General features: G+C 67.1%; 16 protein-coding genes and 3 pseudogenes. 11 read left to right on the forward strand and 8 right to left on the reverse strand.

Annotated features, from left to right (window positions below; genetic code table 11):
- The first annotated feature begins 2 nt into the window (after positions 1-2).
- A complete protein-coding gene (locus tag KZO24_RS04905; RefSeq protein WP_271181063.1) occupies positions 3-1,457 on the forward strand; it encodes a hypothetical protein in 1,455 nt (484 codons plus the stop codon).
- On the opposite strand, the gene KZO24_RS04910 is transcribed toward KZO24_RS04905, so the two are convergent.
- Both KZO24_RS04910 and KZO24_RS04915 read right to left on the reverse strand, forming a co-directional pair.
- Positions 1,420-2,100 (reverse strand): SDR family NAD(P)-dependent oxidoreductase, encoded by a 681-nt coding sequence (locus KZO24_RS04910; RefSeq protein ID WP_008829671.1) that lies wholly within the window; start codon positions 2,098-2,100, stop codon positions 1,420-1,422. The genes KZO24_RS04905 and KZO24_RS04910 overlap by 38 nt on opposite strands.
- Positions 2,101-2,248: 148 nt before the next feature.
- Complete coding sequence (locus KZO24_RS04915; RefSeq protein ID WP_069707599.1) at positions 2,249-2,728, reverse strand: peroxiredoxin; 480 nt, start codon at positions 2,726-2,728, stop codon at positions 2,249-2,251.
- A 321-nt stretch (positions 2,729-3,049) separates the two neighbouring features.
- On the opposite strand from KZO24_RS04915, the gene KZO24_RS04920 reads away from it, so the two are divergent.
- Positions 3,050-3,562, forward strand: coding sequence for an S-adenosyl-L-homocysteine hydrolase (locus KZO24_RS04920; RefSeq protein ID WP_271181062.1), 513 nt, complete (start codon positions 3,050-3,052; stop codon positions 3,560-3,562).
- Between the two features lie 131 nt (positions 3,563-3,693).
- A complete protein-coding gene (gene ahcY / locus KZO24_RS04925; RefSeq protein WP_271181061.1) occupies positions 3,694-5,103 on the forward strand; it encodes an adenosylhomocysteinase in 1,410 nt (469 codons plus the stop codon).
- A gap of 101 nt (positions 5,104-5,204) precedes the next feature.
- Here the strand turns inward: ahcY and KZO24_RS04930 are convergent, their stop codons facing one another.
- Positions 5,205-5,519: a helix-turn-helix domain-containing protein gene (locus tag KZO24_RS04930; RefSeq protein ID WP_271181060.1), complete on the reverse strand. Its 315-nt coding sequence runs from the start codon at positions 5,517-5,519 to the stop codon at positions 5,205-5,207.
- Positions 5,520-5,987: 468 nt separating this feature from the next.
- Between KZO24_RS04930 and KZO24_RS04935 the strand changes: the two are divergent.
- The 7 genes and pseudogenes from KZO24_RS04935 (at position 5,988) to trxA (ending at position 17,380) form a co-directional block, all read left to right on the forward strand.
- Positions 5,988-8,340: pseudogene (locus KZO24_RS04935) on the forward strand (PAS domain-containing sensor histidine kinase).
- A gap of 13 nt (positions 8,341-8,353) precedes the next feature.
- Positions 8,354-8,800 (forward strand): tRNA (adenosine(37)-N6)-threonylcarbamoyltransferase complex ATPase subunit type 1 TsaE, encoded by a 447-nt coding sequence (gene tsaE, locus KZO24_RS04940; RefSeq protein ID WP_069707601.1) that lies wholly within the window; start codon positions 8,354-8,356, stop codon positions 8,798-8,800.
- The gene (locus KZO24_RS04945) at positions 8,797-9,795 is read left to right on the forward strand and encodes an aminoglycoside phosphotransferase family protein (protein WP_271181058.1); all 999 of its coding nucleotides are present in this window, start codon (positions 8,797-8,799) and stop codon (positions 9,793-9,795) included. Before tsaE ends, KZO24_RS04945 begins: the two co-directional genes overlap by 4 nt.
- On the forward strand, positions 9,792-10,511 hold the full coding sequence (locus KZO24_RS04950; RefSeq protein WP_271181057.1) for a nucleotidyltransferase family protein: 720 nt from the start codon (positions 9,792-9,794) through the stop codon (positions 10,509-10,511). Before KZO24_RS04945 ends, KZO24_RS04950 begins: the two co-directional genes overlap by 4 nt.
- A pseudogene (locus KZO24_RS04955) lies at positions 10,504-13,477 on the forward strand (PD-(D/E)XK nuclease family protein). The gene KZO24_RS04950 and the pseudogene KZO24_RS04955 overlap by 8 nt, the downstream one beginning before the upstream one ends.
- On the forward strand, positions 13,474-16,980 hold the full coding sequence (gene addA, locus KZO24_RS04960; protein ID WP_271181055.1) for a double-strand break repair helicase AddA: 3,507 nt from the start codon (positions 13,474-13,476) through the stop codon (positions 16,978-16,980). The pseudogene KZO24_RS04955 and the gene addA overlap by 4 nt, the downstream one beginning before the upstream one ends.
- A gap of 79 nt (positions 16,981-17,059) precedes the next feature.
- Complete coding sequence (trxA, locus tag KZO24_RS04965) at positions 17,060-17,380, forward strand: thioredoxin (RefSeq protein WP_069707606.1); 321 nt, start codon at positions 17,060-17,062, stop codon at positions 17,378-17,380.
- Between the two features lie 208 nt (positions 17,381-17,588).
- Here the strand turns inward: trxA and KZO24_RS04970 are convergent, their stop codons facing one another.
- The 5 genes and pseudogenes from KZO24_RS04970 to KZO24_RS04990 form a co-directional block, all read right to left on the reverse strand.
- A complete protein-coding gene (locus KZO24_RS04970; protein WP_271181054.1) occupies positions 17,589-18,398 on the reverse strand; it encodes an inositol monophosphatase family protein in 810 nt (269 codons plus the stop codon).
- Positions 18,395-19,033, reverse strand: a complete 639-nt coding sequence (locus tag KZO24_RS04975) for a glutathione S-transferase family protein (protein ID WP_271181053.1) — start codon at positions 19,031-19,033, stop codon at positions 18,395-18,397. Before KZO24_RS04975 ends, KZO24_RS04970 begins: the two co-directional genes overlap by 4 nt.
- A 2-nt stretch (positions 19,034-19,035) precedes the next feature.
- Positions 19,036-20,263, reverse strand: a pseudogene (argJ, locus tag KZO24_RS04980) (bifunctional glutamate N-acetyltransferase/amino-acid acetyltransferase ArgJ).
- Positions 20,264-20,509: 246 nt separating this feature from the next.
- A complete protein-coding gene (locus tag KZO24_RS04985; protein ID WP_271181051.1) occupies positions 20,510-21,034 on the reverse strand; it encodes a hypothetical protein in 525 nt (174 codons plus the stop codon).
- 135 nt (positions 21,035-21,169) lie between these two features.
- A complete protein-coding gene (locus KZO24_RS04990; RefSeq protein WP_271181050.1) occupies positions 21,170-22,141 on the reverse strand; it encodes a phosphatase PAP2 family protein in 972 nt (323 codons plus the stop codon).
- A gap of 188 nt (positions 22,142-22,329) precedes the next feature.
- Here KZO24_RS04990 and KZO24_RS04995 point away from each other — a divergent pair, with 188 nt between their 5' ends.
- Positions 22,330-22,605, forward strand: a complete 276-nt coding sequence (locus tag KZO24_RS04995) for a hypothetical protein (protein WP_486486934.1) — start codon at positions 22,330-22,332, stop codon at positions 22,603-22,605.
- Positions 22,606-22,608: the final 3 nt, after the last annotated feature.

Raw genomic sequence — 22,608 nt, forward strand, 5'->3', positions numbered from 1 at the left:
AGATGATCGAGCACAATAGCGGGGCATTTCATGGATCGGCGCGCGTGCGCCTGCTGCTGGCGCTCGTCCCCGCGGTGACGTTGCTGGTCCTGCTGCTGCGGCCGGTGTGGGACGTCGATATCTTCTGGCAGCTCAAGCTGGGCGAACTGATCGTCGATCGCGGCGGCCCGGTGCCGACCGAGCCTTTCGCCGCGCTCCATGCCGGAGAGCCGCTGCCCGCCGTCGCATGGGCCGGGCAGGCGGTCATGGCGACGGTGCGGCGGATCGGCGGCTGGGACCTGCTGCGCGTGTTCGACGCCTTGTGCTGGCTCGGCGGCTTCTGGGCCGTCGCCGCCGCATGCCGCTGGAAGGGCGCTAGTCTGCAGGCCGTGATGCTGGCGCTGGCGCTGGTCTTCGTCGCGGCGCTGCCGACCGCAAGCGTGCGCCCGCAGAGCTTTGCCTGCCTGTGCTTCGGGCTGCTGCTCGCGCTGCAGCGGCTGGACTTGCGGCCGCTGCCGATGGTGGCGTTGGGTCTGCCGGTGCTGATTGCGTGGCAGAACCTGCATCCTTCGGTGAGTGTCGCGGTGGCGGCGCTGAACCTTGCCGCCGGGGCCGGATGGTATCGCTGGACAACCGGCCGCGCCGCCGCTCGTCCATGGGGGCTGAGCGCCCTCGGCGTGCTTTCGGTGGCGGCGATGTTCGCCACGCCCGACGGCGCCTCGATACTCGCGACCTCGGCCGCCAACGCGCAGGCGAGCATAGCCATCGGCGCGAGCGAGTGGTTCCCGATCTGGACACCCGCCAACCATCCCAATGCCCTGCCGGTGCTGGTGGTGACCTTGCTGACGCTCTGGCTGATCGTGCGTCGGGGCGGGTGCGTCGATCTGGCGGAAATCGCCGTCGTCATCGGCCTTTCGGTGATGACGCTGACGGCCTATCGCTTCGTGCTGTTCTGGGCGGTGGCGATGGTGCCGGTGATCGCCCGCGCTGCCGGAAAGGAGGGCGCGAAACCCGCCCGTTCGGAATGGCTGACGGTGCTGGCTCCGCTCGCGCTCGTCGCTGTGGTCACCCCGCTGCTCGCGCCGACGCGCTTCGCGCCGACTCTGCCGCTGAAAGCGGTGGAGCACTTGCGCAAATTCGGGGTGCGCGGGACGGTCTATGGTGATTTCCCGTTCGGCGGCGTCATCATCGACACCGGCTACCCGGACTGGAAGGTCGCTTACGACGGCCGCTACTACCGCTACGCGCGCGAGGAGTGGCAGTACAACGGCGGGATCGAGAACGGTATCGTCCCGCTCGTCGACGTCGTGCGCAAGTGGAACCCGGCCGCCTTCGTGCTCGACGAGGACCACAATGCGCCGCTCGCCGAGGCACTCGCCCGCAGCCGCGCATGGCAGCGCATCTATGCGGGTGAGGGCGTCGTCGTCTACGTGCCGCGCATCATCCGCCGCGCGTCACCGGGATCAGCGCCCCGCTGATCGCCCGCGCCTGTGCCGAGGCGAGGAACACGATCACATCCGCGATGGCCGAGGGCTGCACCCATGTCGCAAAGTCCGAGTCCGGCATGTCGGCGCGGTTGGTCGGGGTGTCGATGGTGCTCGGCAGGATCGCGTTGACGGTGACGGCGGTGCCGGAAAGCTCCTCGGACAGCGCCTCGGTCAGCCGGTGGACGCCCGACTTCGACGCGGTGTAGGCACCCATGCCGGCCGCCGCCTTCCCCGCCGCGCCCGCACCGATGTTGACGATCCGGCCCGCAGCCGAAGCCTTTAGTGCGGGCAGGGCGAGCTTGGTGATCGTTGCGCCGGTGAGCACGTTCATCGCCTGCATCTTCACCCAGGCATCGATCGAGCCGTCCTCCAGCGTCTCCCAGGTGAAGCCGCCGGCGACGTTGACCAGCACGTCCACCCCGCCATGCGCCGCCGCGACCGTGTCGAGCGCGGCCTGGGTGGAGGCCGCATCGGTCAGGTCGACCCCGCCGATGTCGAGCGCGCCGTCCAGCGGCTCATGCGCGGTCTTCGCGAAGTCCACGCGGGCGACCTTGTCTCCCGCCGCAGCGAAGGCCTGCGCCACTGCCTGCCCCAGAACCCCGAAACCACCGGTGACGATAACCGAGCGCGCCATGATCTAACCCCTGAGATGAATTGTTCGCACAAGTGCTACCCGCGCACCCCGCCAAGGCCAAGGTGCGAGGCCATTCCACCGCCCCGCCGATACGAAAAGGGCGCCCCTCCGCATGGAAGGGCGCCCTTTTGCCGAATATGCCTCAGGCTCAGAGCTGGCCGAGCATGTGCTCCGCCGAGCTGACCTCGAACGAGCCGGGCGCCTCGACGTTGAGCTGCTCGACCACGCCGTCGTTGACGACCATCGAGTAGCGCTGGCTGCGCGTGCCCATGCCGAAGCCCGAACCGTCCATGGTCAGGTCCACCGCCTTGGCGAAGTCGGCGTTGCCGTCAGCCAGCAGGGTCACGTCCGATGCCTCGGCGGCCTTGCCCCAGGCGCCCATCACGAAGGCGTCGTTGACCGAGGTGCAGACGATCTCGTCGATGCCCTTGGCCTTGAACTCTTCCGCCTTGTCGACGAAGCCGGGCAGGTGCTTGGCCGAGCAGGTCGGAGTGAACGCGCCGGGAACCGCGAAGAACGCGACCTTCTTGCCCGCGAAGTATTCGGAGGACTGCACCGGCTCGGGGCCGCTTTCGCCGACCTTGATGAGCTTTACGTCGGGCAGCGTGTCGCCAACGGAGATGGCCATGGCATTCGTCCTTTCATGACAGCAAAACGGCTTTGCCGCGCAGATATAGGCCGAGCGCTCGGATGGGCAACGCCGCACCTGCGGGAATTTCGATTCTGCGCCGTGAGCCGGGCGCCGAGCAAGGCGTGTCGCGGCGGCGTCCGGGGATACGTTCACTCATGCTCTCAAAAGGCGTCCGATGTGGTCATTCGTGATCGTTCAACCGGCCATTTTGCGGGGATTTTCATCGTGAAAATGCGTTAACCGTGGTTCTTCAGATCGCGGTATGCAATCGATGACATTCCCGTTCGGTCAGGCAATTTGCCTGCGGGGAACAGGGCAATGATCAGGATCGGAATCAAGCGGCCGTGGCTGGCCGTGACAATCGCGTGCGGGCTCGGTTCGGCAACACCGGCACTCGCGCAATCGGCAGTACCGGAGGCACCTCATACCGTCGTCACACCGCCGACGGCTCGCCCGAGCGAGGCGCAGAAGCTGCGCCGCATGGACATCATGCTGATGGTGACCGGCCTGCGCTGCCGCACCACGGCGGACGACTTCATGGAGGACTACGGCAAGTTCACCAGCAGCCACATGTCCGAACTCAACGAGGCGAATGCCCAGCTACGCGCCGAACTCGGCGATGCCGCCGACGCCTCGGGCGGGCCGCTCGACCGCATGAGCGTGGTCATGGCCAACGAGTACGGCGGCGGCCATCCCTGGCTCTCGTGCCACCAGTTGCGCTCGATCACGCAGGGACTCGCCACGGTGCAGGGCCGCGCAACGCTGGTGGAAGTCGCGGGGCAGCTCTTGGAGCGCCAGCCGCCCATCCTCATGGCGCTGGCCATGCGTTGAACAGAACATATAAAGCTATCTTTATATTTGCCTCGCTGATGCGGAGCGGGTAGGGACGCGGCAGTACCGGCGCCGCTCGCGGGGGTTTTCCGCGCGCGGCGCCGGCGTGACGCAATCTTCAGGAGTCCCACGTGGCCACCACCCCCGACTACGCCATCACCGACATCGGCCTCGCCGACTTCGGCCGCACCGAAATCGCCATCGCCGAGACCGAAATGCCGGGCCTGATGGCGCTGCGCGAGGAATTCGGCGCGTCGCAGCCGCTCAAGGGCGCGCGCATCACCGGTTCGCTGCACATGACGATCCAGACCGCCGTGCTGATCGAGACTTTGGTGGCTCTCGGTGCGGAAGTGCGCTGGGCCACCTGCAACATCTTCTCGACGCAGGACCACGCCGCCGCCGCCATCGCCGCCGCCGGTATCCCGGTCTACGCGATCAAGGGTGAATCGCTGGCCGATTACTGGGACTACGTCGGCAAGATCTTCGACTGGTCGAGCGAGGGCAATCCCGACCTCACCGCCAACCTGATCCTCGACGACGGCGGCGACGCCACGATGTTCGCCCTCTGGGGCGCACGCGTCGAAGCGGGCGAGACGCTGTTCGAACCCTCGAACGCCGAGGAAATCGAGTTCGTCCGCGCGCTGAACGCCTTCCTCAAGGCCAAGCCGGGCTATCTGACCGCTTCGGTCAAGGCGATCCAGGGCGTCTCGGAAGAGACCACCACCGGCGTCCACCGCCTCTACCACCTCGCCAAGGACGGCAAGCTGCCGTTCCCGGCGATCAACGTGAACGACAGCGTCACCAAGTCGAAGTTCGACAACCTCTACGGTTGCCGTGAATCGCTGGTCGACGCGATCCGCCGCGCCACCGATGTGATGCTGGCCGGCAAGGTCGCCTGCGTCGCCGGTTTCGGCGACGTCGGCAAGGGCTCGGCCGCCAGCTTGCGCAACGGCGGCGCGCGCGTCCTCGTCACCGAGATCGACCCGATCTGCGCGCTGCAGGCGGCGATGGAGGGTTACGAGGTCGTCACCATGGAGGACGCGGTTTCGCGCGCCGACATCTTCGTGACCGCCACCGGCAACGAAGCCGTCATCACCGGCGAGCACATGGCCGCGATGAAGGACAAGGCGATCGTCTCGAACATCGGCCACTTCGACAGCGAGATCCAGATCTCGGCGCTCGACAACTACGAGTGGAAGGAAGTCAAGCCGGGCACCGACCTCGTGACGTTCCCGGACGGCAAGCAGATCATCGTGCTCGCCAAGGGCCGCCTGGTGAACCTGGGCTGCGCCACCGGTCACCCCAGCTTCGTGATGTCGGCCAGTTTCACCAACCAGACGCTGGCGCAGATCGAACTGTTCACCAAGAGCGACGACTACAAGAACGAAGTCTACGTTCTTCCCAAGCACCTCGACGAGAAGGTCGCCGCGCTGCACCTCGAAAAGCTGGGCGTGAAGCTCACCAAGCTGTCGAAGAAGCAGGCCGACTACATCGGCGTGCCGGAAGCCGGTCCGTTCAAGCCGGACCACTACCGCTACTGATCACCGTTTGATGTCAATGCAGAAGGGGCGTCTCTTTAAAGGAGGCGCCCTTTTTGCATTTCTGCAGTCATTCGAGGCGCAAATTGCTAAATAACGGCTAATCAATTCTTACATATGAATACGGTGAACGGTCCGATGTCATCAAGGCGGACGAGTGACATCGCGCGGGGTAAATGATCTCCCGGCAAACGTTCGGATTGATCCACCTGGCGGTGCGCAGACGCGAAATCGCGCGCGGCCTCCTGCCGATTGTTCTTTCCCATACGCACAATGGCTTCTCGCAGGTGATTATCCACCGTCGATGGGGAAAGATCGAGTTGCCGGGCGATCTCCTTTGAGGTCATTCCCTGATTTACCAGGGCCAGGCACTGGCTTTGCCGGCGTGTCAGGCCGTTGTAGCCGCGGTTGTTTGTCATTACCCATGGGGTTCCCTTATGATTTTGGGAACATTGGAAATTTTTATCCGTGAGACACAGTGAAGATTTATTAACTGTTCTATCAAAATGAAAATTATCTTTTGATGATATAGTCTTATTTCGATTGCCTAGTTATTTTGCCTATTCATTTGGGCAGCCGCAGGCTTCGACGCCGCACCATGCTTTCTCCATATTGTCCGTGGCGATCGGCGGATTGGCCATAGCTCCGGAGGGGTAGGAAAGGCGGGGGCGTCTTCCTGACCTGCTATCCGTGGGAACCTATTTTCCCACCCGCCCTAACCTGTCGCCGATAATTTTCGTGAATGTCACGCATGCTGAACGGAGGGGCTTATGACCGCGTCGTAACAAGAGGGCGTGAACGTCCATCCGTCGGCCAACCCGCGTATCTACCGCTTTCGCGCCATCCCCCATTGTCAGGGCCATCCGCGCGCATCATAGCCTAGCGCGATGGAATTCTCGCGTTTCCTGCCTCTCCTGATCGGCCTGCTGCTCGGCGCCTGGACGATTGCCGCCGCCTGGGCGGTGCTGTCCGCGCGTTCGCGCCAAAACCGCGCCGAGGCGCAGTTGCGCTCCGCCCGCCGCCTCGGCCGCATGGTCGAGGAATCACCGGCGCTGCCGCTGCTGGTGCGCACGGACGGCCGGATCGAGGCTTCGCCGCGCCTCGCGCAGTGGCTGGGGCTGGACGAAGTGCCGCAGTTCCTCTCCGAACTGGATGGAAATGATCGCGGCCTGCCCGCCGAGAAACTCGCCGAACTGACCGAGGCCGTTCGCCGCTGCCAGAAGACCGCTGCGCCTTTCCGCATGGCGGTGACCCCGCATGGCTCCAGCCGCAGCCTCGCCCTGCGCGGGCATCTTTCCGACCCTCAGGTCTCGCCCGGCGGCGCCGCGCTGGTATGGGTCTTCGACTTTTCCGACAGCGAGACCGAACTCGTCCGCCTGCGTGACGAAGCCGCCCGTGCGCGCGGCGACTTCCACGCGCTCGTCTCGCTGATCGAGGCCGCGCCGATGCCGATGTGGTTCCGCCGCCCGGATGGCGAACTGCAACTGGTCAACCATGCCTACGTCGCCGCCGTGGGCGCCAAGAACGCCGACGACGTGGTCGTCAAGGGCATCGAACTGATCGAATCGGTCGATGGCCTCGCCCCGGGACAAGTCGCCCGGAAGGCGGCGGAAAAGGGCATCCCGATCGAGCGTATCGTCTCGACTACCATCGACGGCCAGCGCCGCGCCCTGCGCGTCAGCGACCTGCCGCTGGGGGACGACGGCGTCGCGGGCTACGCGGTGGACATCGAGGACCTGGAGGAGATGTCGCGCTCCTTCCGCGCCTTCCGCGAGGCGCAGCGGGCCCTGCTCGACCAGCTTTCCGCGGGCGTGGCGCAGTTCGACGCCAAGCGGCGGCTCGCTTTCGCCAACCAGCCGTTCCAGCGCCTGTTCAAGCTCGACGGGCGTATCCTCGTCGATCCGCCCGCCTTCGAGCGCCTGCTCGATGCCGCGCGCGATGCGGGCCGCGTGCCTGAGGCGCGCGACTTCCCGGCATGGCGGCGCGAGAAGGCGGGCTGGTTTTCGGCAGGCTCGACGCAGGAGGAAAGCTGGACGCTCGCGGACGGCACGCACTTGCGCATCGTCGCCCAGCCGGTCCCTGATGGCGGGCTGCTGCTGATCGTCGAGGATCGCACCGAACAGCTGCGCCTTTCCGCCGTGCGCGACACCCTGCTGCGCACCCGCACCGCCACGTTCGACAGCCTGTTCAGAATCGGTCGCGGTGTTCGCGCCCGATGGCCGCATGCAGATCTGGAACCGCCGTTTCGCCGCCGACTGGGGGCTGGAGAGCGAATTCCTCGACACCCATCCGCATGTGGAAGCGCTGCTCAAGAAGATCGCCTCGCGCCTCAAGCGCCCGGTCGAGGCGGAAACCGTGGGCAACGTCGTGCGCGCCGCGACGCTCGACCGCGCGCAGACGGGCGGGCGCATCGGGCTCGCCGACGGGCGTGTGCTGGAATATGCGGGCGTGCCGCTGCCGGACGGCAATGGCCTGCTCGCGGTGCTCGACATCACCGATTCGATGAAGGCCGAGCAGGCGCTGCGCGAAAGCAATGCCGCGCTGATCGAGGCGGATGCGATCAAGACCCGCTTCCTCGCCAACATGAGCAAGGAACTGCGCACGCCGCTGACCTCGATCGGCGGTTTTGCCGAGATGCTGGACCTCGGCATCGGCGGCGACCTCAACGATTCCGGGCGCGACTATGTCGGCTCGATCATCGAGGCATCGCAGCAACTGGGCGACCACATCGACAGCCTGCTCGACCTGTCGCAGAGCGAGGCGGGCCTGCTGCCGCTCAAGTTCGAGGAAATCGACCCGATGCCCTTCGTGCGCTCGGTGGTCGAGGAACGGGCAGGTCGGCTGCAGAAGGCGGGCCTGACGCTCGACCTTCAGGCCAAGGGCCTGCTGCGTCCGCTGGTGGCCGACCGGCGAAGGCTGGCGCGGGCGCTGGGGCACATCGTCGACAACGCCATCGCCGCCTCGACGCGCGGCGGGCGCATTCTCGTGCAGCTGTCGCGGCGGAAAACCGGAGAGGGGGATGCGATCCAGATCCTCGTGCAGGACAAGGGAGCCGGAATGGAAAGTCGCACGCTCGCCCGCGCGCTCGACGGGATGAAGGTCAGCGCCGACGGCAAGGTGGAGAGCCGCGACGGCCTCGGCTTGCCGCTCGCCCGCCAGCTGGTGGAGGCGCACGGTGGCAGCCTGCGGCTCGAATCGGAGCCGGGCAAGGGCACCAGCGCGCTGATCGAACTGCCATGAGAGGAACATTGGCATGAGATTGCCGCTGCCAGACCTCGCGGCGATGGACGCATGGGGCCGCAAGCTCGCCGATGCGCTGCTCCCCGGCGACGTGATCGCACTGACCGGCGGTCTCGGCGCGGGCAAGACCACGCTGGCGCGCGCGATCATCGCCGGGCTTGGTCATGAGGGCGAAGTGCCGTCACCCAGCTTCGCGATCATCGAGCCTTACGATCCGCCGGCGGTCAGGTTGCCGCTGGTCCACGCCGACTTCTACCGCCTGAACCATCCCGACGAGGCGCAGGAGATCGGCCTCGACGATTACCGCGAAGGCGCGGTGCTCATCGCCGAGTGGCCCGATCACGCGGGCGGCTTCGCACATGAGCCGGGCTGCCTCTCGATCACGCTGGAAGTTGTCGAGGACGGTCGGATCGCCATTGTCGAAGGCGGGGCGGATTGGCTAGGGCGTATACCTGTATGACGCTCGAACACGCGAACTTTCCCGAGGGCCTTGATGCCTTTCTCGCCGCCGCCGGTTGGGGAGGCGCGGCTGTCGAGCCGCTGCCGGGCGATGCCTCGTTCCGCCGCTATTTCCGTATCCGCAGTGTCGATGGCGCCACCGCGATGCTGATGGATGCGCCGCCGCCGCAGGAGGACATCGGCCCGTTCCTGCGCGCCGCGCACTGGCTCGACGACAACGGCATGCGTCCGCCGCGCATCCTCGCGGAGAAGCCCGACAAGGGCCTCATCCTGATGGAGGACTTCGGCGAGGCGCGCATGCGCGACTACCTCGACCAGTGGCCAGCGGACGAGGCGGCGGTCTACTCCGCCGCGATCGACGCGCTGGCGAAGCTGCACCAGTTGCCCGCCGGGCCGTTCCTCGATTACTCGCTGGCGGAATATATCCGCGAGGTGAAGCTGTTCATCGACTGGTACTGCACCGCGCAGAGCCTCTACGTCGATGCCGCAGGCTTCGTGAGCGCGTGGGAGCAGGCGCTTTCGCCGATGCTGCCGCGCCAGCGCCCCGGCGTCACCGTGCTGCGCGATTACCATGCCGAGAACATCATGCTGCTCGGCAGCCTCGAGAAGCAGGGCTTGCTCGACTTCCAGGACGCGCTGGTCGGTCATCCGGCCTACGACCTCGTCTCGCTGCTGCAGGATGCCCGGCGCGAAGTTGCGCCCGAGCTGGAGGCGCAGATGTTCGATCGCTACGTGCAGAAAACGGGTACGGACGTCGATGCCTTCCTCGCCGATTACGCGCGGCTCGGCGCGCAGCGGAACGCCAAGATCGTCGGCATCTTCGTGCGGCTGTGGCGCCGTGACGGCAAGCCGCGCTACCTCGACCTGATCCCGCGCGTCTGGGCGGCGATGGAGCGCGACCTTGCCCATCCCGCGATGGCACCGGTCGCGGCATGGTTCGACGCCAACATCCCCGCCGCCTTGCGCGAGGCGAACGGCGGGGAGTTCGCCCGATGAAGCCTCTCGCCAGCGACACCGCGATGGTGCTCGCCGCAGGGCTGGGCAAGCGCATGCGCCCGCTCACCGCGACCCAGCCCAAGCCGCTGGTGCGCGTGGCGGGCAAGTCGCTGATCGACCATGCGCTCGACAAGCTCGGCAACGCGGGCGTGACGAAGGCGGTGGTCAATGCGCACTACATGGCCGACGCGCTGGAAGGCCATCTCAAGGTCCGCAAGACCGCGCCTGCCGTCACCCTGTCCGACGAGCGCGAACTGCTGCTGGAAACCGGCGGCGGCATGGTCAGGGCGGCCGATCTGCTGCCCGACCCGTTCTTCTGCCTGAACAGCGACAACATCTGGCTCGACGGCCCGCAGGACGTCTTTGCCGAACTCTCGCTGGCCTGGGATGCGGAGCGGATGGACGCGCTGCTGCTGATGGTGCCGCACACCCGCGCGCTCAATTATCGCGGCGAGGGCGACTTCCACCTCGATCCCAATGGTCGCGTCGCGCGCCGCCGCCAGGGGCGGGTGGCGCCGTTCATCTACACCGGCATCCAGCTCGTGTCGAAGCGCCTGCTGCGCGATGCGCCCGAGGGCGCGTTCTCCACCAACATCCTGTGGAGCCGCGCGATCGAGGAAGGTCGCCTCTACGGCATCTCGCATCAGGGCCTGTGGTTCGAAGTAGGCGAGCCCGCCGCGATCAGGCCGACCGAGGAATGGCTGACCCGTGCCTGACCGGACGGGTCCGAAAGTCTACTCCATTGCTGCGCATCGTGGTTTCGCCGACGCTCTCGTCGCCGGGCTCATCCCGCGCTATGCCAAGGACGAGATCGCACTTGCGCGGCTGACCCTGCTGCTGCCGAGCCGCCGCACGATCCGCACGATGACCGAGGCTTTCGTGCGTCATTCGGGGAGCGGCATGTTGCTGCCGCGCATGGTCGCGGTGGGTGATCTCGATCTCGACGAAGCGCTTGGCCCGCTGCTCGATCCGCTCGGTGCGGCCGATATTGCGCCTGCCGCCGATCCGACCCGCCGCTGGCTGCGCCTTGCGTACTACTTGCGTGAGGTCGAAGGTGATGCTGCAGGAAAGGGCGCGGCATTGCTGCGGCGTGCTTTTGAGATCGGCCGCACCATGGACCGCCTGATGGCCGAGGAGATCGCCCCGATCGATCTCATGTCGGAGCGCGTCATCGGCATCGTCGGCGATCTTGCCGGGCACTGGAGCAACAATACCCGCAGCTTCCTCAAGGTGCAGCAGCACTGGATCGCGGAGCTGGCCGCGCGCGGCGAGATTGACGCGCCTGACCGCCGCAACCGGCTGTTTGACCACGCTGCCACGCGCTGGCAAGGCCAGCCTCCGCCGCACCCGGTCATCGCGGCGGGCGTCACCGGCGCCTCGCCCGCGCTGGCGCGATTGCTGCGCGTCGTCAGCGAGATGCCGCAGGGCCTCGTCGTCTTGCCCGACCTCGACTTGTCGCTGGCGGACGAGGTCTGGGGGAACTGGGCACCGCTGGCGCTCCTGCGCAGCCGGATGACCCGCCGTTCGGCCGCGCCGATGCGGTGACGCACCCGCAATACCACCTCAAGCTGCTGCTCAATCGGATGGGGGTCGCGCGCGCCGAGGTGCAGCCGTGGCACCGCTCCGGGCTTGCCGCTGCGCCGCCCGAGCGCAGCCGCGCGATCTCCAACCTGTTCTTGCCGCCGCGCGCTTCCGCCGCATGGGTCGATCTGCCGCCCGAGCAGCGCCGCCTGAGCGGCGTGCGCCTGATGGAATGCACGCATCCCGGCGAGGAGGCGCAGGCGATCGCGGTGCTCATCCGCGAGGCGCTGGAGATACCCGAGCGCCGCGTCGCGCTCGTCTCGCCCGACCGGGGGCTGGCGGCGCGCGTGGTCAGCCATCTGGAGCGCTGGGGGATCGAGGCGGACGACACTGCCGGTCGCCCGTTGCCGCAGACCGCCGCCGGTCGCCTGCTGCTGTTGCTGGCCGAAGTGGTCGCGCAGCAGGCCGCGCCGGTGCCGCTCGTCGCGCTGCTCGTCCATCCCCTCGCCGGGAACGGACCGGGGCGTCCGCGCTGGCTGGAGAATGCGCGCAAGCTCGACCTCGCGCTGCGCGGGCCGCGCCCCGGTGCCGGACTGGCACCGCTGGCGGCCAGGGCGGACGCCGCGAAGCTGGGCGAATGGTGGGCCGGGATCGAGACGATCCTGACGCCGCTGTCGATACTGGGCGAAGCGGAGCCGCTCGAACGCCTGCTCGGCCTGCTTGCGGATGCCGCCGAGGCCCTTTGCGGAGAGACGCTGTGGGGCGGTGCGGATGGCCGCGCGCTCAGCGCCTTCGTGGAGGAATTGCGCGGGGCAGCGGGAGCGGCAGGCACCTTGCTCCACCCGCGTGAGATCGGCGCCGTGTTGCGCGATGCTATGGACCGCGTTTCGGTGCGCCCGCCCTGGGGCGGGCATCCGCGCGTCTCGGTCTACGGCCTGCTCGAAGCGCGCATGAGCCGCGCCGACCTCGTAATCTGCGGGGGCCTGGTCGAGGGGTATGGCCGGGCAGCGCGGCGCTCGATGCGCTGTTGCCGCCCGCCGTCCTGCGCGCGCTCGGAGTGCCGGGCGCGGACTTCCGCATCGGTCTTTCCGCGCATGACCTTGCCGCCGCACTCGGTGCGCCGGAGATCGTGTTGAGCTGGGCGCAGCGGGATGAGGGCGGGCCGGTGATCCCCTCGCGCTTCGTGCTGCGGGTGCGCGCGATGCTGGGCGACCAGTTGGAGCGCCACCTCGAGCGTGATGCCGTGAACCTCGCCCGCCGGCTGGACGACGCCGCGCAAGTCGCAGCCCATCCCCGGCCACAGCCGATGCCCTCGGCGGAACAGCGCAAGGTCGATGTCTCCGTCACCGGTCTCGATCGGCTACGCGGCGATCCCTACCAGTTCTACGCCAGCGCCATCCTGGGCCTGCGCAGCATGGATGGCCTCGACGCCGAGCCGAGCGCGGCATGGAAGGGTGAAGTCGCACACCTCATCATGCAGCGCTGGCACGAGGCCGGCGAGCCCGAGGGTGGCCTCCACGCCATCGCGCAGGGCGTGCTTACCGAGCAGAACGCGCACCCGCTGATGCGCGTGTTGTGGTGGCCGCGTCTTTCCGCCGCGCTGGAAACGTTCGAGAGCATGATCCTTGAGGCAAAGGCAGGTGGTCGCAAAGTCGTCGCGGTTGAGAAGTGGGGCGACATGCGCCGCCGCGACGTGCGGATCCACGGCCGCGCCGACCGCATCGACCGGCGCGAGGACGGGAGCCTCGCCGTGGTCGACTACAAGACGGGCCAGCCGCCGACCGGCAGCCGCGTGCAGGAGGGCTTCGCGCTCCAGCTCGGCCTCATCGCGCTGATTGCGAAAGACGGCGGTTTCGATGGTGTCGAGGGCGTGGCCGATTCGTTCGAATACTGGTCGATGGCCAAGGCCAAGGACGGGACCATGGGCTACATGTTCGAGCCGGTTCTGGAAGGCCGCAAGAAGTCCGGCATCCCGCGCGAGGACTTCCTGCCCGAGACGCTGCGCTACCTCGACGACGCGCTCGACCGCTGGATTCTGGGCGATCAACCCTTCACCGCGCGCCTTAACCCGGAACTGGGCAGCTACGCCGATTACGACCAGTTGATGCGGCTGGACGAATGGATCACGTCGCTTGGCAACAGATCGGAGGGTGCAGCATGAGCGGTCCTGCTGCCGTCCATCCGCTTCACGGGAACCAGATGCGTGCGGTCGATCCGCAGGAGACGGTGTGGCTTTCCGCGTCGGCCGGGACCGGCAAGACGCAAGTGCTGTCCTCGCGCGTGCTGCGGCTTTTGCTGCAGCCGAACGTGGACCCCTCGCAGATCCTGTGCCTGACTTTTACGAAGGCCGGCGCCACCGAAATGGCGGCGCGCATCAACGGTACGCTGGCCGAATGGGTACGCCTTGGCGAGTTCGACCTGCGGGCGCGCCTTGCCGCGATCGGCGCGCAGGCGAGCGACGAGAACCTCGCTCGGGCGCGTACGCTGTTCGCCTCGGTGCTAGACAGTCCGGGCGGTGGGCTGCGGATCGACACGATCCATGCCTTTTCGCAGTGGCTGCTGGCGACTTTCCCGCTGGAAGCCGATCTTATTCCCGGCAGCCGGCCGATGGAGGATCGTGAGCGCGACCTCCTGGCACGGCAAGTGCTGGCCGACCTGCTTGTGGATGCCGAGAACGGTCCCTTCGGCGATCCTGCCCTGCTGCAGGCTGTGGAGCAATTGTCGCTGCGGCATGGCCCTGATGCGGTGATGGCCTTCCTGCTGCGCTGCGCCTCGGCGCGCGAGGCGTGGTTCGGTCCCGGCAGCTGGCAGGCGGGGGACATGCGGCTCAACGTGCTGCGCCTGCTCGGCCTGCCGTCTGACGCGGATCGCGAATGGCTCTGCGCGCGATGCGAGGATGCGGCGTTCGACGTGCGCTCGCTCCGGCACTGCATGGCGGTAAACAATGAGTGGGGCACCAAGACCGGGCTCGGCGCCGTCGATGTTATCAGCGAGTGGCTGCTGGGCAACGGGGCGCAGCGCCTGGACAGCCTCGACGCGCTGGCCAAGGAGTTCCTGACTCAGAAGGGTGAGCCCAAGGCCAGCAAGTCGCAGGATAAGCTTGACCCCGGCTACGCGGATTCCGCCGCGCGAGTGGTCGATTGCATCCTTGAGATCAGAGCGATGCGGTCACTGCTGGCGCTGGCGGATCGGCTGGTTCCGGCGCTGCGGCTGGGGCGGGTTTTCGCGATGGCCTGGGATGCCGCCAAGCAGCGCGAGGGGCTGATCGACTTCGACGACCAGATCCGCCGTGCCGCCGATCTCCTTGCCAATCAGGCGCAGGCGGATTGGATTCGCTACAAGCTCGACCGCCGTTTCGACCACATTCTCGTCGACGAGGCGCAGGATACCAACGCCGCGCAGTGGGACATCATCTTCGCGATGGCCGGCGAGTTCTGGGCCGGCTTGGGTCAGCACGAGGACCTGATGCGTACCCTGTTCGTGGTCGGCGACTACAAGCAGGCGATCTTCCGGTTCCAGGGCACCAGCCCGGAGAACTTCCGCCGCGCCGCCGATCGCGTGCGGCGCGAGATGGGCGAGGCGGCGCAGAATGCGGCGATGCTGCGCGACCGGTTCGATCCGCCGGAGTTTCGCGAGTATGGGCTCGACCGCTCGTTCCGCACCGCACAGACGGTCTTGGACTTCGTGGACCGGGCCATCGCCGGGATCGGGCACGAGAATTTCGGCCTCGACCGCCCCGCCGAACGGCATCAGGGGCAGGAGCGTCCGGGCTACGTCGCGCTGTGGCGACCGGTGAGCGATCTTGCCGACGACGAGGATGACGACTCTTCGGGCGACGAGGAGGGCACTGCGCCGGACTGGCTCTCGCGCCCCGACCGCCAGATGGCCGAGCGCATCGCACTGCAGGTGCGCGACTGGCTGGACGATCAAGGGCCGGGCTTCACGCTCGTCAAGGGCGCGCCGCGCCGGGCGCGGGCGGGCGACATCATGGTGCTGGTTCGCCAGCGCAAGGAACTGGCCGGGCTCATCGTCGCGCGGCTTCATGCAGCCGGTGTGCCGGTGGCGGGGGTCGATCGCCTGCGCCTGGGTGCGCCGCTGGCGGTCAAGGATCTCGTCGCCGCGCTGCGCTTCGCGGTGCAGCCGCTGGATGACCTCAACCTTGCCGCGCTGCTGGTCTCGCCGCTGGTCGGGTGGAGCCAGGAACAGCTTCTCGCGCATGGCTATCGGGAAAAGCACACGCGGCTGTGGGATCACTTGCGTCGCTCGCGCGAGCCCGAGGTGGCGGCGGTGATGGAGCAACTGGGCGAGGCGCTGCGGCTGGCGGATTACGAACCGCCGCAGGACTTGCTGCAGTGGCTGCTGGTAGGCCCCTGGCAAGGGCGGCGGCGACTGGTGGCGCGGCTGGGCTCGGAGGCGAACGATCCGATCGACGAGCTGATCAATGCCGCCAAGGCCTATGCCGTCACCGACACGCCGAGTCTTGCGGGCTTCCTCGCATGGTTCGATGCGGGCGATGGCGAACTGAAGCGCGAGGCAGACAATGCGGCAGGCCTCGTCCGGGTGATGACGGTGCATGGCTCCAAGGGCCTGCAGGCGCCGATCGTTATCCTCGCCGATGCGACCAGCAATCCCGACAACGCGCGCGAGCGGGGCATCGACTTGCCCGATCCCGCCAACGAAGCGCGCACGATCCCGCTGCCGCCGCTCTCGAAGGACGAGAAGCAGGGCCGCATCGCCGACCGTCTGGAGGAGGGCAAGCGCGGCGACGAACAGGAGCATTGGCGCCTGCTGTACGTCGCCATGACCCGGGCGGAGGAAGCCTTGTTCGTCGGCGGGGCGCTGAGCAATCGAGACAAGGGCGAGCCTAGTCCCAAGAGCTGGTATGCCCGGCTGCGCGCCCTTTTCCCGGTCGAGGCGGAACTGGGCGATCCCATTTGGGGTGCGCGCTGCGAACATGGCGAGCCGGCCGCTCCGGTGCCGGTTCGCGCGGCGAAGGGCGCGGGCGGGCCGATGCTCGACTTGCGCGAGCCGCTGCCGCGCTGGCTCGAGCGTGCGTCGCCAGCCGAGCCGCGTCCGCCGCGTCCGCTGGCGCCGTCATCGCTGGGTGAGGAAGACGCTCCCGATCCCCCGTTCCCGCCGGGCGCGGGGCGCGATGCGGCGCGGCGTGGTACGCTGGTCCACAAGCTGCTGGAGCGATTGCCGGATGTGGCGGCAGCCGCACGCGAGGGTGCCGGACGGGGCTGGCTGGAGCGCCACGCCGCCGACCTTCCGGCGCAGGATCGCGATGCACTGCTGGGGAGCGCGCTGGCGGTGCTCGGCAATCCCGACTGGGCAGACCTCTTCGGCCCCGACAGTCTCGCCGAAGTGCCCGTCGCGGCAGTTGTCGGCGGTCAGGTCGTGGCGGGCACGATCGACCGGTTGGTGATAGAACCGGGCCGCGTGCGTCTGGTCGACTACAAGAGCGCGCGGCGTCCTCCCGACCGGATCGACGCGGTGCCGCGTGGTGTGCTGCGCCAGATGGGCGCCTATGCCGCCGCTCTGGAAGCGACTTTCCCGGGGCGCGCGGTGGAAGTGGCGCTGCTCTATACCGCCGTACCGCGCCTGATCGCCGTTCCCGTCGAGGTTCTCGCAGCCCACAAGCCGGACTTGGCGCCGCGCGAGTAAAGCTTTCACCGTTCCGGCGTTGCGTCGCCGGGTTTCATCCCTAAGTTGTCGCCCAATTCTAAAGTTCAGGAGTCAATCGATGTCCACCATTGCCGTCACCGATGCCAGCTTCGAGGCCGACGTCCTCAAGTCCGACAAGCCCGTCCTCGTCGATTTCTGGGCGGATTGGTGCGGCCCGTGCAAGATGATCGCCCCCGCCCTCGAGGAAATCGCCGAGGAACTGGGCGAACAGGTCACCATCGCCAAGATGGACATCATGGCCAACACCGAGACGCCCTCGGCCATCGGTGTGCAGTCGATCCCGCTGCTGGTGCTGTTCAAGGATGGCCAGCCGGTGGCCAAGAAGCTCGGCGCCGCTCCCAAGAGCGCGCTGAAGGGCTGGATCGAAAGCGAACTCTGATCGCTTGAGATTTGAGGTTGTAGAGGCCCCTGCCGTGGGAACGGCGGGGTTTTCTTTTGCGTCGCGCGCGCTGGGGCTTCGACAAGCTCAGCCTGAGCGGTTTGAGAGCAGGTCCTTAACCCCGCTCAGGCTGAGCTTGTCGAAGCCCCCGCCGAAAGCACCACCTAAAGACAGCCACCGGTCCCGGAGCAAGTCCGGGGACGACGATTTACGCCAGCCTTGCCACCACTTCCGCAAACGCATCCCAGAGCGCCGGGCTGGAGGCGCCGATCAGGTCGCGGCGCTCGTATTCGTCCACTCGGTAGGCGCTGCCGTCCGGCCTTGCCGCCTTGCCGCCCGCCTCGTTGAGGAACAGGACGCCCGCCGCGTGGTCCCACGGCAGGGTGCGGTTGAACACCGAGATGTCATTCGTGCCGTCCACGAGGCGGGGATACTGCTCGGCCGCGCAGCGCGGAATGTCGACGAGGGTGTAGTGCGGCGCGATGTGCGTCAGTACCTTCTCGCGCGCGCCGTCATCGAGGAAGATCGTCGAGATCGCGGCGACCGGCGGCTCGGCCCCGGTGGTGCGCGCGGTGATCCGTTCCCCGTCGATCCAGGCGCCGCCGCCGAGGTCGGTGCGGCAGAAGCGGCCGGTCAGGCAGTCGAGGATCCAGCCGCCGATCGTCTCGCCCTTGTCCGCCAGAGCGACGAGGACGCCGAAGGGCGGCTTGCCGGCGGCGAAGTTGTTAGTGCCGTCGAGCGGATCGACGATCCAGCACAGGCGGTCCTTGAGGCGCTCCATCACCGAGGCATCGGCGAAGACCGCTTCCTCGCCCACCACGTCGGCTTCCGGCAGCAGCATGGAGAGCCGCTCGGTCAGCAGCGCTTCGGCCTGCTTGTCGGCCACGGTGACGACGTCGTCCGGGGCCTTGGCGTCGATCTGGCTGGCGGCGAGCTTCTGGTAGTGCGGGAGGATCGCGTGCTCGCTCGCCTCGCGCATGATCGTCTCGACGGCGGCGTGGAGGGCGGGCGTCATCATGTCAGGGGGATCATCACCTGCTCGGCGAAGCCGGGGCGCTTGACGATGCGCGCGTACCAGTCGGCAATGGCAGGGAACTCCGGCTGCTCGATCCCGAAGGCGTCGAACTTCAGGTTGAACCAGGTGTAGGCGTAGACCCCCATGGGAATGTCGCCGATGCCGAACTGCGCGCCCGAGAGCCAGGGCTTGCCGGTGAGGTACGTGTCCATGATCGCCAACTGCTTCGCGCAGTCGGCGATGCCCTTGGCGATGGCGGCATGGTTCCATTGATCCGGCGACTGGCGCGCCGTGGCGAGGAATGGCGCGCGCTGCGCGTCGGCATAGGTGAACTGCCAGTCCATCCAGCGGTCGGCGAGGGCGCGGTCGATGGGATCGGCGGCGAACCACGCAGCCCCGCCGTATTCGGCCGCCATGTAGCGCAGGATCGCGTTCGATTCCCACAGCACCACCTTGCCGTCCTCGATCGTGGGGATCAGGCGGTTGGGGTTCTTGGCGAGGTATTCATCGGTGAAGCCGAACTTTCCGCCGATGTCATGGCGCTGGTACTTGAGGCCGAGTTCCTCGGCGAACCAGGCCACCTTCTTGACGTTGTGCGAGTTCAGGCGGCCCCAGATCGTGAAGAACGGCGTGCTCATGCTCAGCTCCGGTAGTCCGCGTTGATCGAGATGTAGCCGTGCGTCAGGTCGCAGGTCCACACCGTCGCGGTGCCTTCGCCGAGGCCGAGGTCGACCTCGATCGAGATGTCCTGACCCTTGAGATGCGCGGAGACGGGCGCCTCGTCGTAGTCCGCCAGCGGCAGGCCCTGCTGCGCGGCCCAGGTGCCACCGAAGCCGATCGAGAGCTTGTCGCGGTCGGCGGGCTCGCCCGCCTTGCCCACGGCCATGACGACGCGGCCCCAGTTGGCGTCCTCGCCGGCGATGGCGGTCTTGACCAGCGGGGAGTTGGCGATCGCCATGCCGACCTTGCGGGCGCTCTCGTCCGACACCGCACCGCTGACCGAGACGGCGATGAACTTCTGCGCGCCTTCACCGTCACGCACGACGAGGTGGGCGAGCTGGCGGCAGACGTCATGGATCGCGGCGGCGAAGGCGTGGGCGCCGGGGCTGTCGAAGCCGGTGATCGGTGCATTGCCCGCCTTGCCGGTGGCGAAGGCGAGGACGGTGTCGCTGGTCGAGGTGTCCGAGATCGACGGTGATGCACGAGAATGTGCGCAAGTTCGCGGCCGAGAGGCAGGCCTGCAGGAAGCCCGGCTCCACGGCGGCGTCGGTGAACAGGTAGCCCAGCATCGTCGCCATGTCGGGCGCGATCATGCCAGAGCCCTTGATGATGGCGCTGATCGTCACCCTGGTGTCGCCGACCATGGCGGTGGCGGTGGCGCCCTTCGCGAAAGTGTCGGTGGTGGCGATGGTGTTCGCCGCGTCTTCCCAATTGCAGGGCTCGGCGGTGAGCGCCTTGTCGACGCCCTCGCGCGCCTTGTCCTTGGGCAGCGGCACGCCGATCACGCCGGTGGAGGAGACGAAGACCTGCTCCTTCGGGCAGCCGATGTGCGCGGCGACCTGCTCCATGATCTGCTCCACCGCCTCGCGGCCGCGATAGCCGGTGAAGGCGTTGGAATTGCCCGCATTCACCACCAGCGCGCGGGCACGGCCGAGCTTCACGTTCTCGCGGCCGAGATCGACCTCGGACGAGCAGCACACGTTCTTGGTGAAAACGCCCGCGACAGCGGTGCCTTCTTCCAGCGTGACGTACGTGAGGTCGCACCGCCCCCAGTCCTTGTAGCCGGCGCGCACGACATGCGGGGTGACGCCCGCGATCTCGGGCAGGGCGGGGAAGGGCGAGGCGAGCGGGGAAACGGGGTAGGCCATGGCGGGTTGCCTAGCGCGTGGGTGTTGCAGGTCAAGGGCGGTTCGGCGGCCGCGCAAGGTGACGCAGGTTTACACGGTTGACACGGTCCAGAGGGAAAAGGCGTCACCTTAGGCCCGGAAGTGTCACCTTGGCCGCATAAGGTGACACATTTTGCACGCGATGTGTCACCTTGCGAGGGGAGGTGTCACCTTGTGACGTAACCTTGTGCGGCCCGGGGCGATCGAAAATGGCATGGCTGCAATCACCTAGCGGCGGCGCAGGCGAATGATCAGACCGCCGTCACCCTTGACGATCCGCTCCTGACCTCGCTCGAGGAAAAGGTTTTCCGTGATCCCCGCCGTTCGGGCATTCGCCCCCTGGCAGGTGTCGCCTTCTCCCGGACGCTCCCACGTAACGCGCATCTGCACGCCGCCTTCATCCCGCCCGGCGCGATACCTGTTCAGGTTTATCGAGAGTGATGACCGTTCTCCCTGCCCATACGAGGTCTGCCCGCGGGCGCATGATGATGTGGAAGCATTCGACTGCTGCCGGGTAAAACTCGCACCCTGACGCCCGGAAACACGCATTTCACCGGCCCACAACAATTCGTTTCCGCTTCTCGCATCGACGTCGAAGATCGCGGTTTCCTGGCTGTTGTCGAAACTGTCGGGATTTTCAGTGATGCTAACAGGCGGTGCGGCGGCCGCTCTCGGTACGGTCTGTATGACGGGTGGTTGAGCCGGAGCAGCCGATACGGTCTGTGCGGCAGCAAGCATGATCATCGACAGCATTGGAGCGCCCCCAGCGGTATTATGACCTTCGAATACCCGCCATTTCATGGGGCACCAAGAGTATTCAAAATTTTAACGAGGGGTCGCCGCATGGCTGGCATCCTATCGGACTGCGCAAAGTGTAGGAAAGCGGCGCTATGCAGGCAGGGCTTCTCCCACGCCTGCCAGAATGCGCGCATCGGTGAGCGAGGCCCTATCGCGGCGACAGGTCAGTTCCGCCAGAGCCATCGCCATGGCCCAGATCACCGTGCCGCCTAGGACATCGGTGACGTAGTGCGAGCCCATCGGGATCGTCGCCACGATCGTCGCCACGCCGAAGATCGCGCCTGCCAGATGGAAGCGGGTGCCGCGCAGCCCGGTGGCGATCACCAGTCCCATGATCGTGTGGAACGAGGGAAAGACGCCGACGCCGGAGATATGCCTGTTGCCCGCAATCTGCGCCGTGCCGTGATAGTAATAGTGAAAGGCGTCGAGGTGATAGGTGCCCGCGCCGTAAGGCAGGCCGTGACCCTGAAGGTCGAAGAGTTGCGAGTACGCGATGTTGCCCATGGCAGGCGTGACGACGGAAATGATCGCGGCCGCCAGCAGTCCTCCGGAATAAGCTACGAACGGCCGCCAGTCCGGGTCCGGCAACAGGCACCGGCCCAGCACGACCGCGATGGCGGCCCAGTTCGATTGCGTATAAGCGATGCCTAGCCATTCCGTGATGCGCGGGTTTTGGGCAAAGGCGCGTACCAGCAGGGCGGGATCGAAGCCGAGCAGGTGATCGAAGGCGACCAGTCCTTCGTCGATCAGCGGCATGTGCAGGCGAAGGCCGACATTCATCGACAGGGTGTTGCAGACCGTCGCGCCCGACATCACCGCGACGACCAGCAGGAGATTGGCGACGCGCGGCGTCCCTCCGGCCAGTTTCATGGCTATCCCGGCGACCAGCGCCGCGACGCTGAAGGCGATGCAGATACCCAGCCCGGACCAGTCCAGCGTCATGCCTGAGGTCAGGATGATCGTCGCCAGCAGGGCGAAGCTGGCCAGCAGGAGAAAGGCGGAGATCGCGCACGGCGCGTCCAGTCGGCGCAAGCGCCGTTGCAGTCGATCAGTCGCAGTCATGTCGTCCTTCCGCCAAAGGCCGATCACTTCATGCCCTGAAATGGTTAACGACCCGCTGTGTGATTTGGCGGGAAGGCCGGGAAATCGAAGATCGCCAGACAGGGCAGGGTACGTTTCCGGGGCGCAATACCCTTTCGCCGCAAACGCATGTGGACACATCCCGTCATCGACCCTATCTGACGTTTCCTATGGCCCATCGCCTGATCCTGACCCTGCTTGCCCTGCTTACGGGGCTCGCCGCACAAGTCGGCCCGGCCGAGGCCTGTGTGTCGCAGGTGTCGGCGGTGCAGGTTCTGGCCGCCCATGAGGTCGCCGCCAAGGCGCCGCGTGCGCCGGTCGCCCTTGCACGGCTGCCCGAACCGGGCCTGCGCAATACGCGGCTTCATGCGCCGCAGCAGCCGGTCGCCTTCGCGCCGGTCGCCGTGCCGGCCGTGCTCACCGGAATAGACCGCGCGCGTCAATAAGCG

This window comes from Novosphingobium sp. NFX11 (assembly GCF_057376415.1).

Bases quoted from the DNA above. Each gene is read 5' to 3' on its own strand.
- KZO24_RS04920 (WP_271181062.1), top strand. From the start codon at position 3,050: ATGATCAGGATCGGAATCAAGCGGCCGTGGCTGGCCGTGACAATCGCG.
- KZO24_RS04970 (WP_271181054.1), bottom strand. From the start codon at position 18,398: ATGATGACGCCCGCCCTCCACGCCGCCGTCGAGACGATCATGCGCGAG.
- addA (WP_271181055.1), top strand. From the start codon at position 13,474: ATGAGCGGTCCTGCTGCCGTCCATCCGCTTCACGGGAACCAGATGCGT.
- trxA (WP_069707606.1), top strand. From the start codon at position 17,060: ATGTCCACCATTGCCGTCACCGATGCCAGCTTCGAGGCCGACGTCCTC.
- tsaE (WP_069707601.1), top strand. From the start codon at position 8,354: ATGAGATTGCCGCTGCCAGACCTCGCGGCGATGGACGCATGGGGCCGC.
- KZO24_RS04905 (WP_271181063.1), top strand. From the start codon at position 3: ATGATCGAGCACAATAGCGGGGCATTTCATGGATCGGCGCGCGTGCGC.
- KZO24_RS04985 (WP_271181051.1), bottom strand. From the start codon at position 21,034: ATGCTGTCGATGATCATGCTTGCTGCCGCACAGACCGTATCGGCTGCT.
- KZO24_RS04910 (WP_008829671.1), bottom strand. From the start codon at position 2,100: ATGGCGCGCTCGGTTATCGTCACCGGTGGTTTCGGGGTTCTGGGGCAG.
- KZO24_RS04950 (WP_271181057.1), top strand. From the start codon at position 9,792: ATGAAGCCTCTCGCCAGCGACACCGCGATGGTGCTCGCCGCAGGGCTG.
- KZO24_RS04930 (WP_271181060.1), bottom strand. From the start codon at position 5,519: ATGACAAACAACCGCGGCTACAACGGCCTGACACGCCGGCAAAGCCAG.
- KZO24_RS04975 (WP_271181053.1), bottom strand. From the start codon at position 19,033: ATGAGCACGCCGTTCTTCACGATCTGGGGCCGCCTGAACTCGCACAAC.
- KZO24_RS04915 (WP_069707599.1), bottom strand. From the start codon at position 2,728: ATGGCCATCTCCGTTGGCGACACGCTGCCCGACGTAAAGCTCATCAAG.
- KZO24_RS04990 (WP_271181050.1), bottom strand. From the start codon at position 22,141: ATGACTGCGACTGATCGACTGCAACGGCGCTTGCGCCGACTGGACGCG.
- KZO24_RS04995 (WP_486486934.1), top strand. From the start codon at position 22,330: ATGGCCCATCGCCTGATCCTGACCCTGCTTGCCCTGCTTACGGGGCTC.
- KZO24_RS04945 (WP_271181058.1), top strand. From the start codon at position 8,797: ATGACGCTCGAACACGCGAACTTTCCCGAGGGCCTTGATGCCTTTCTC.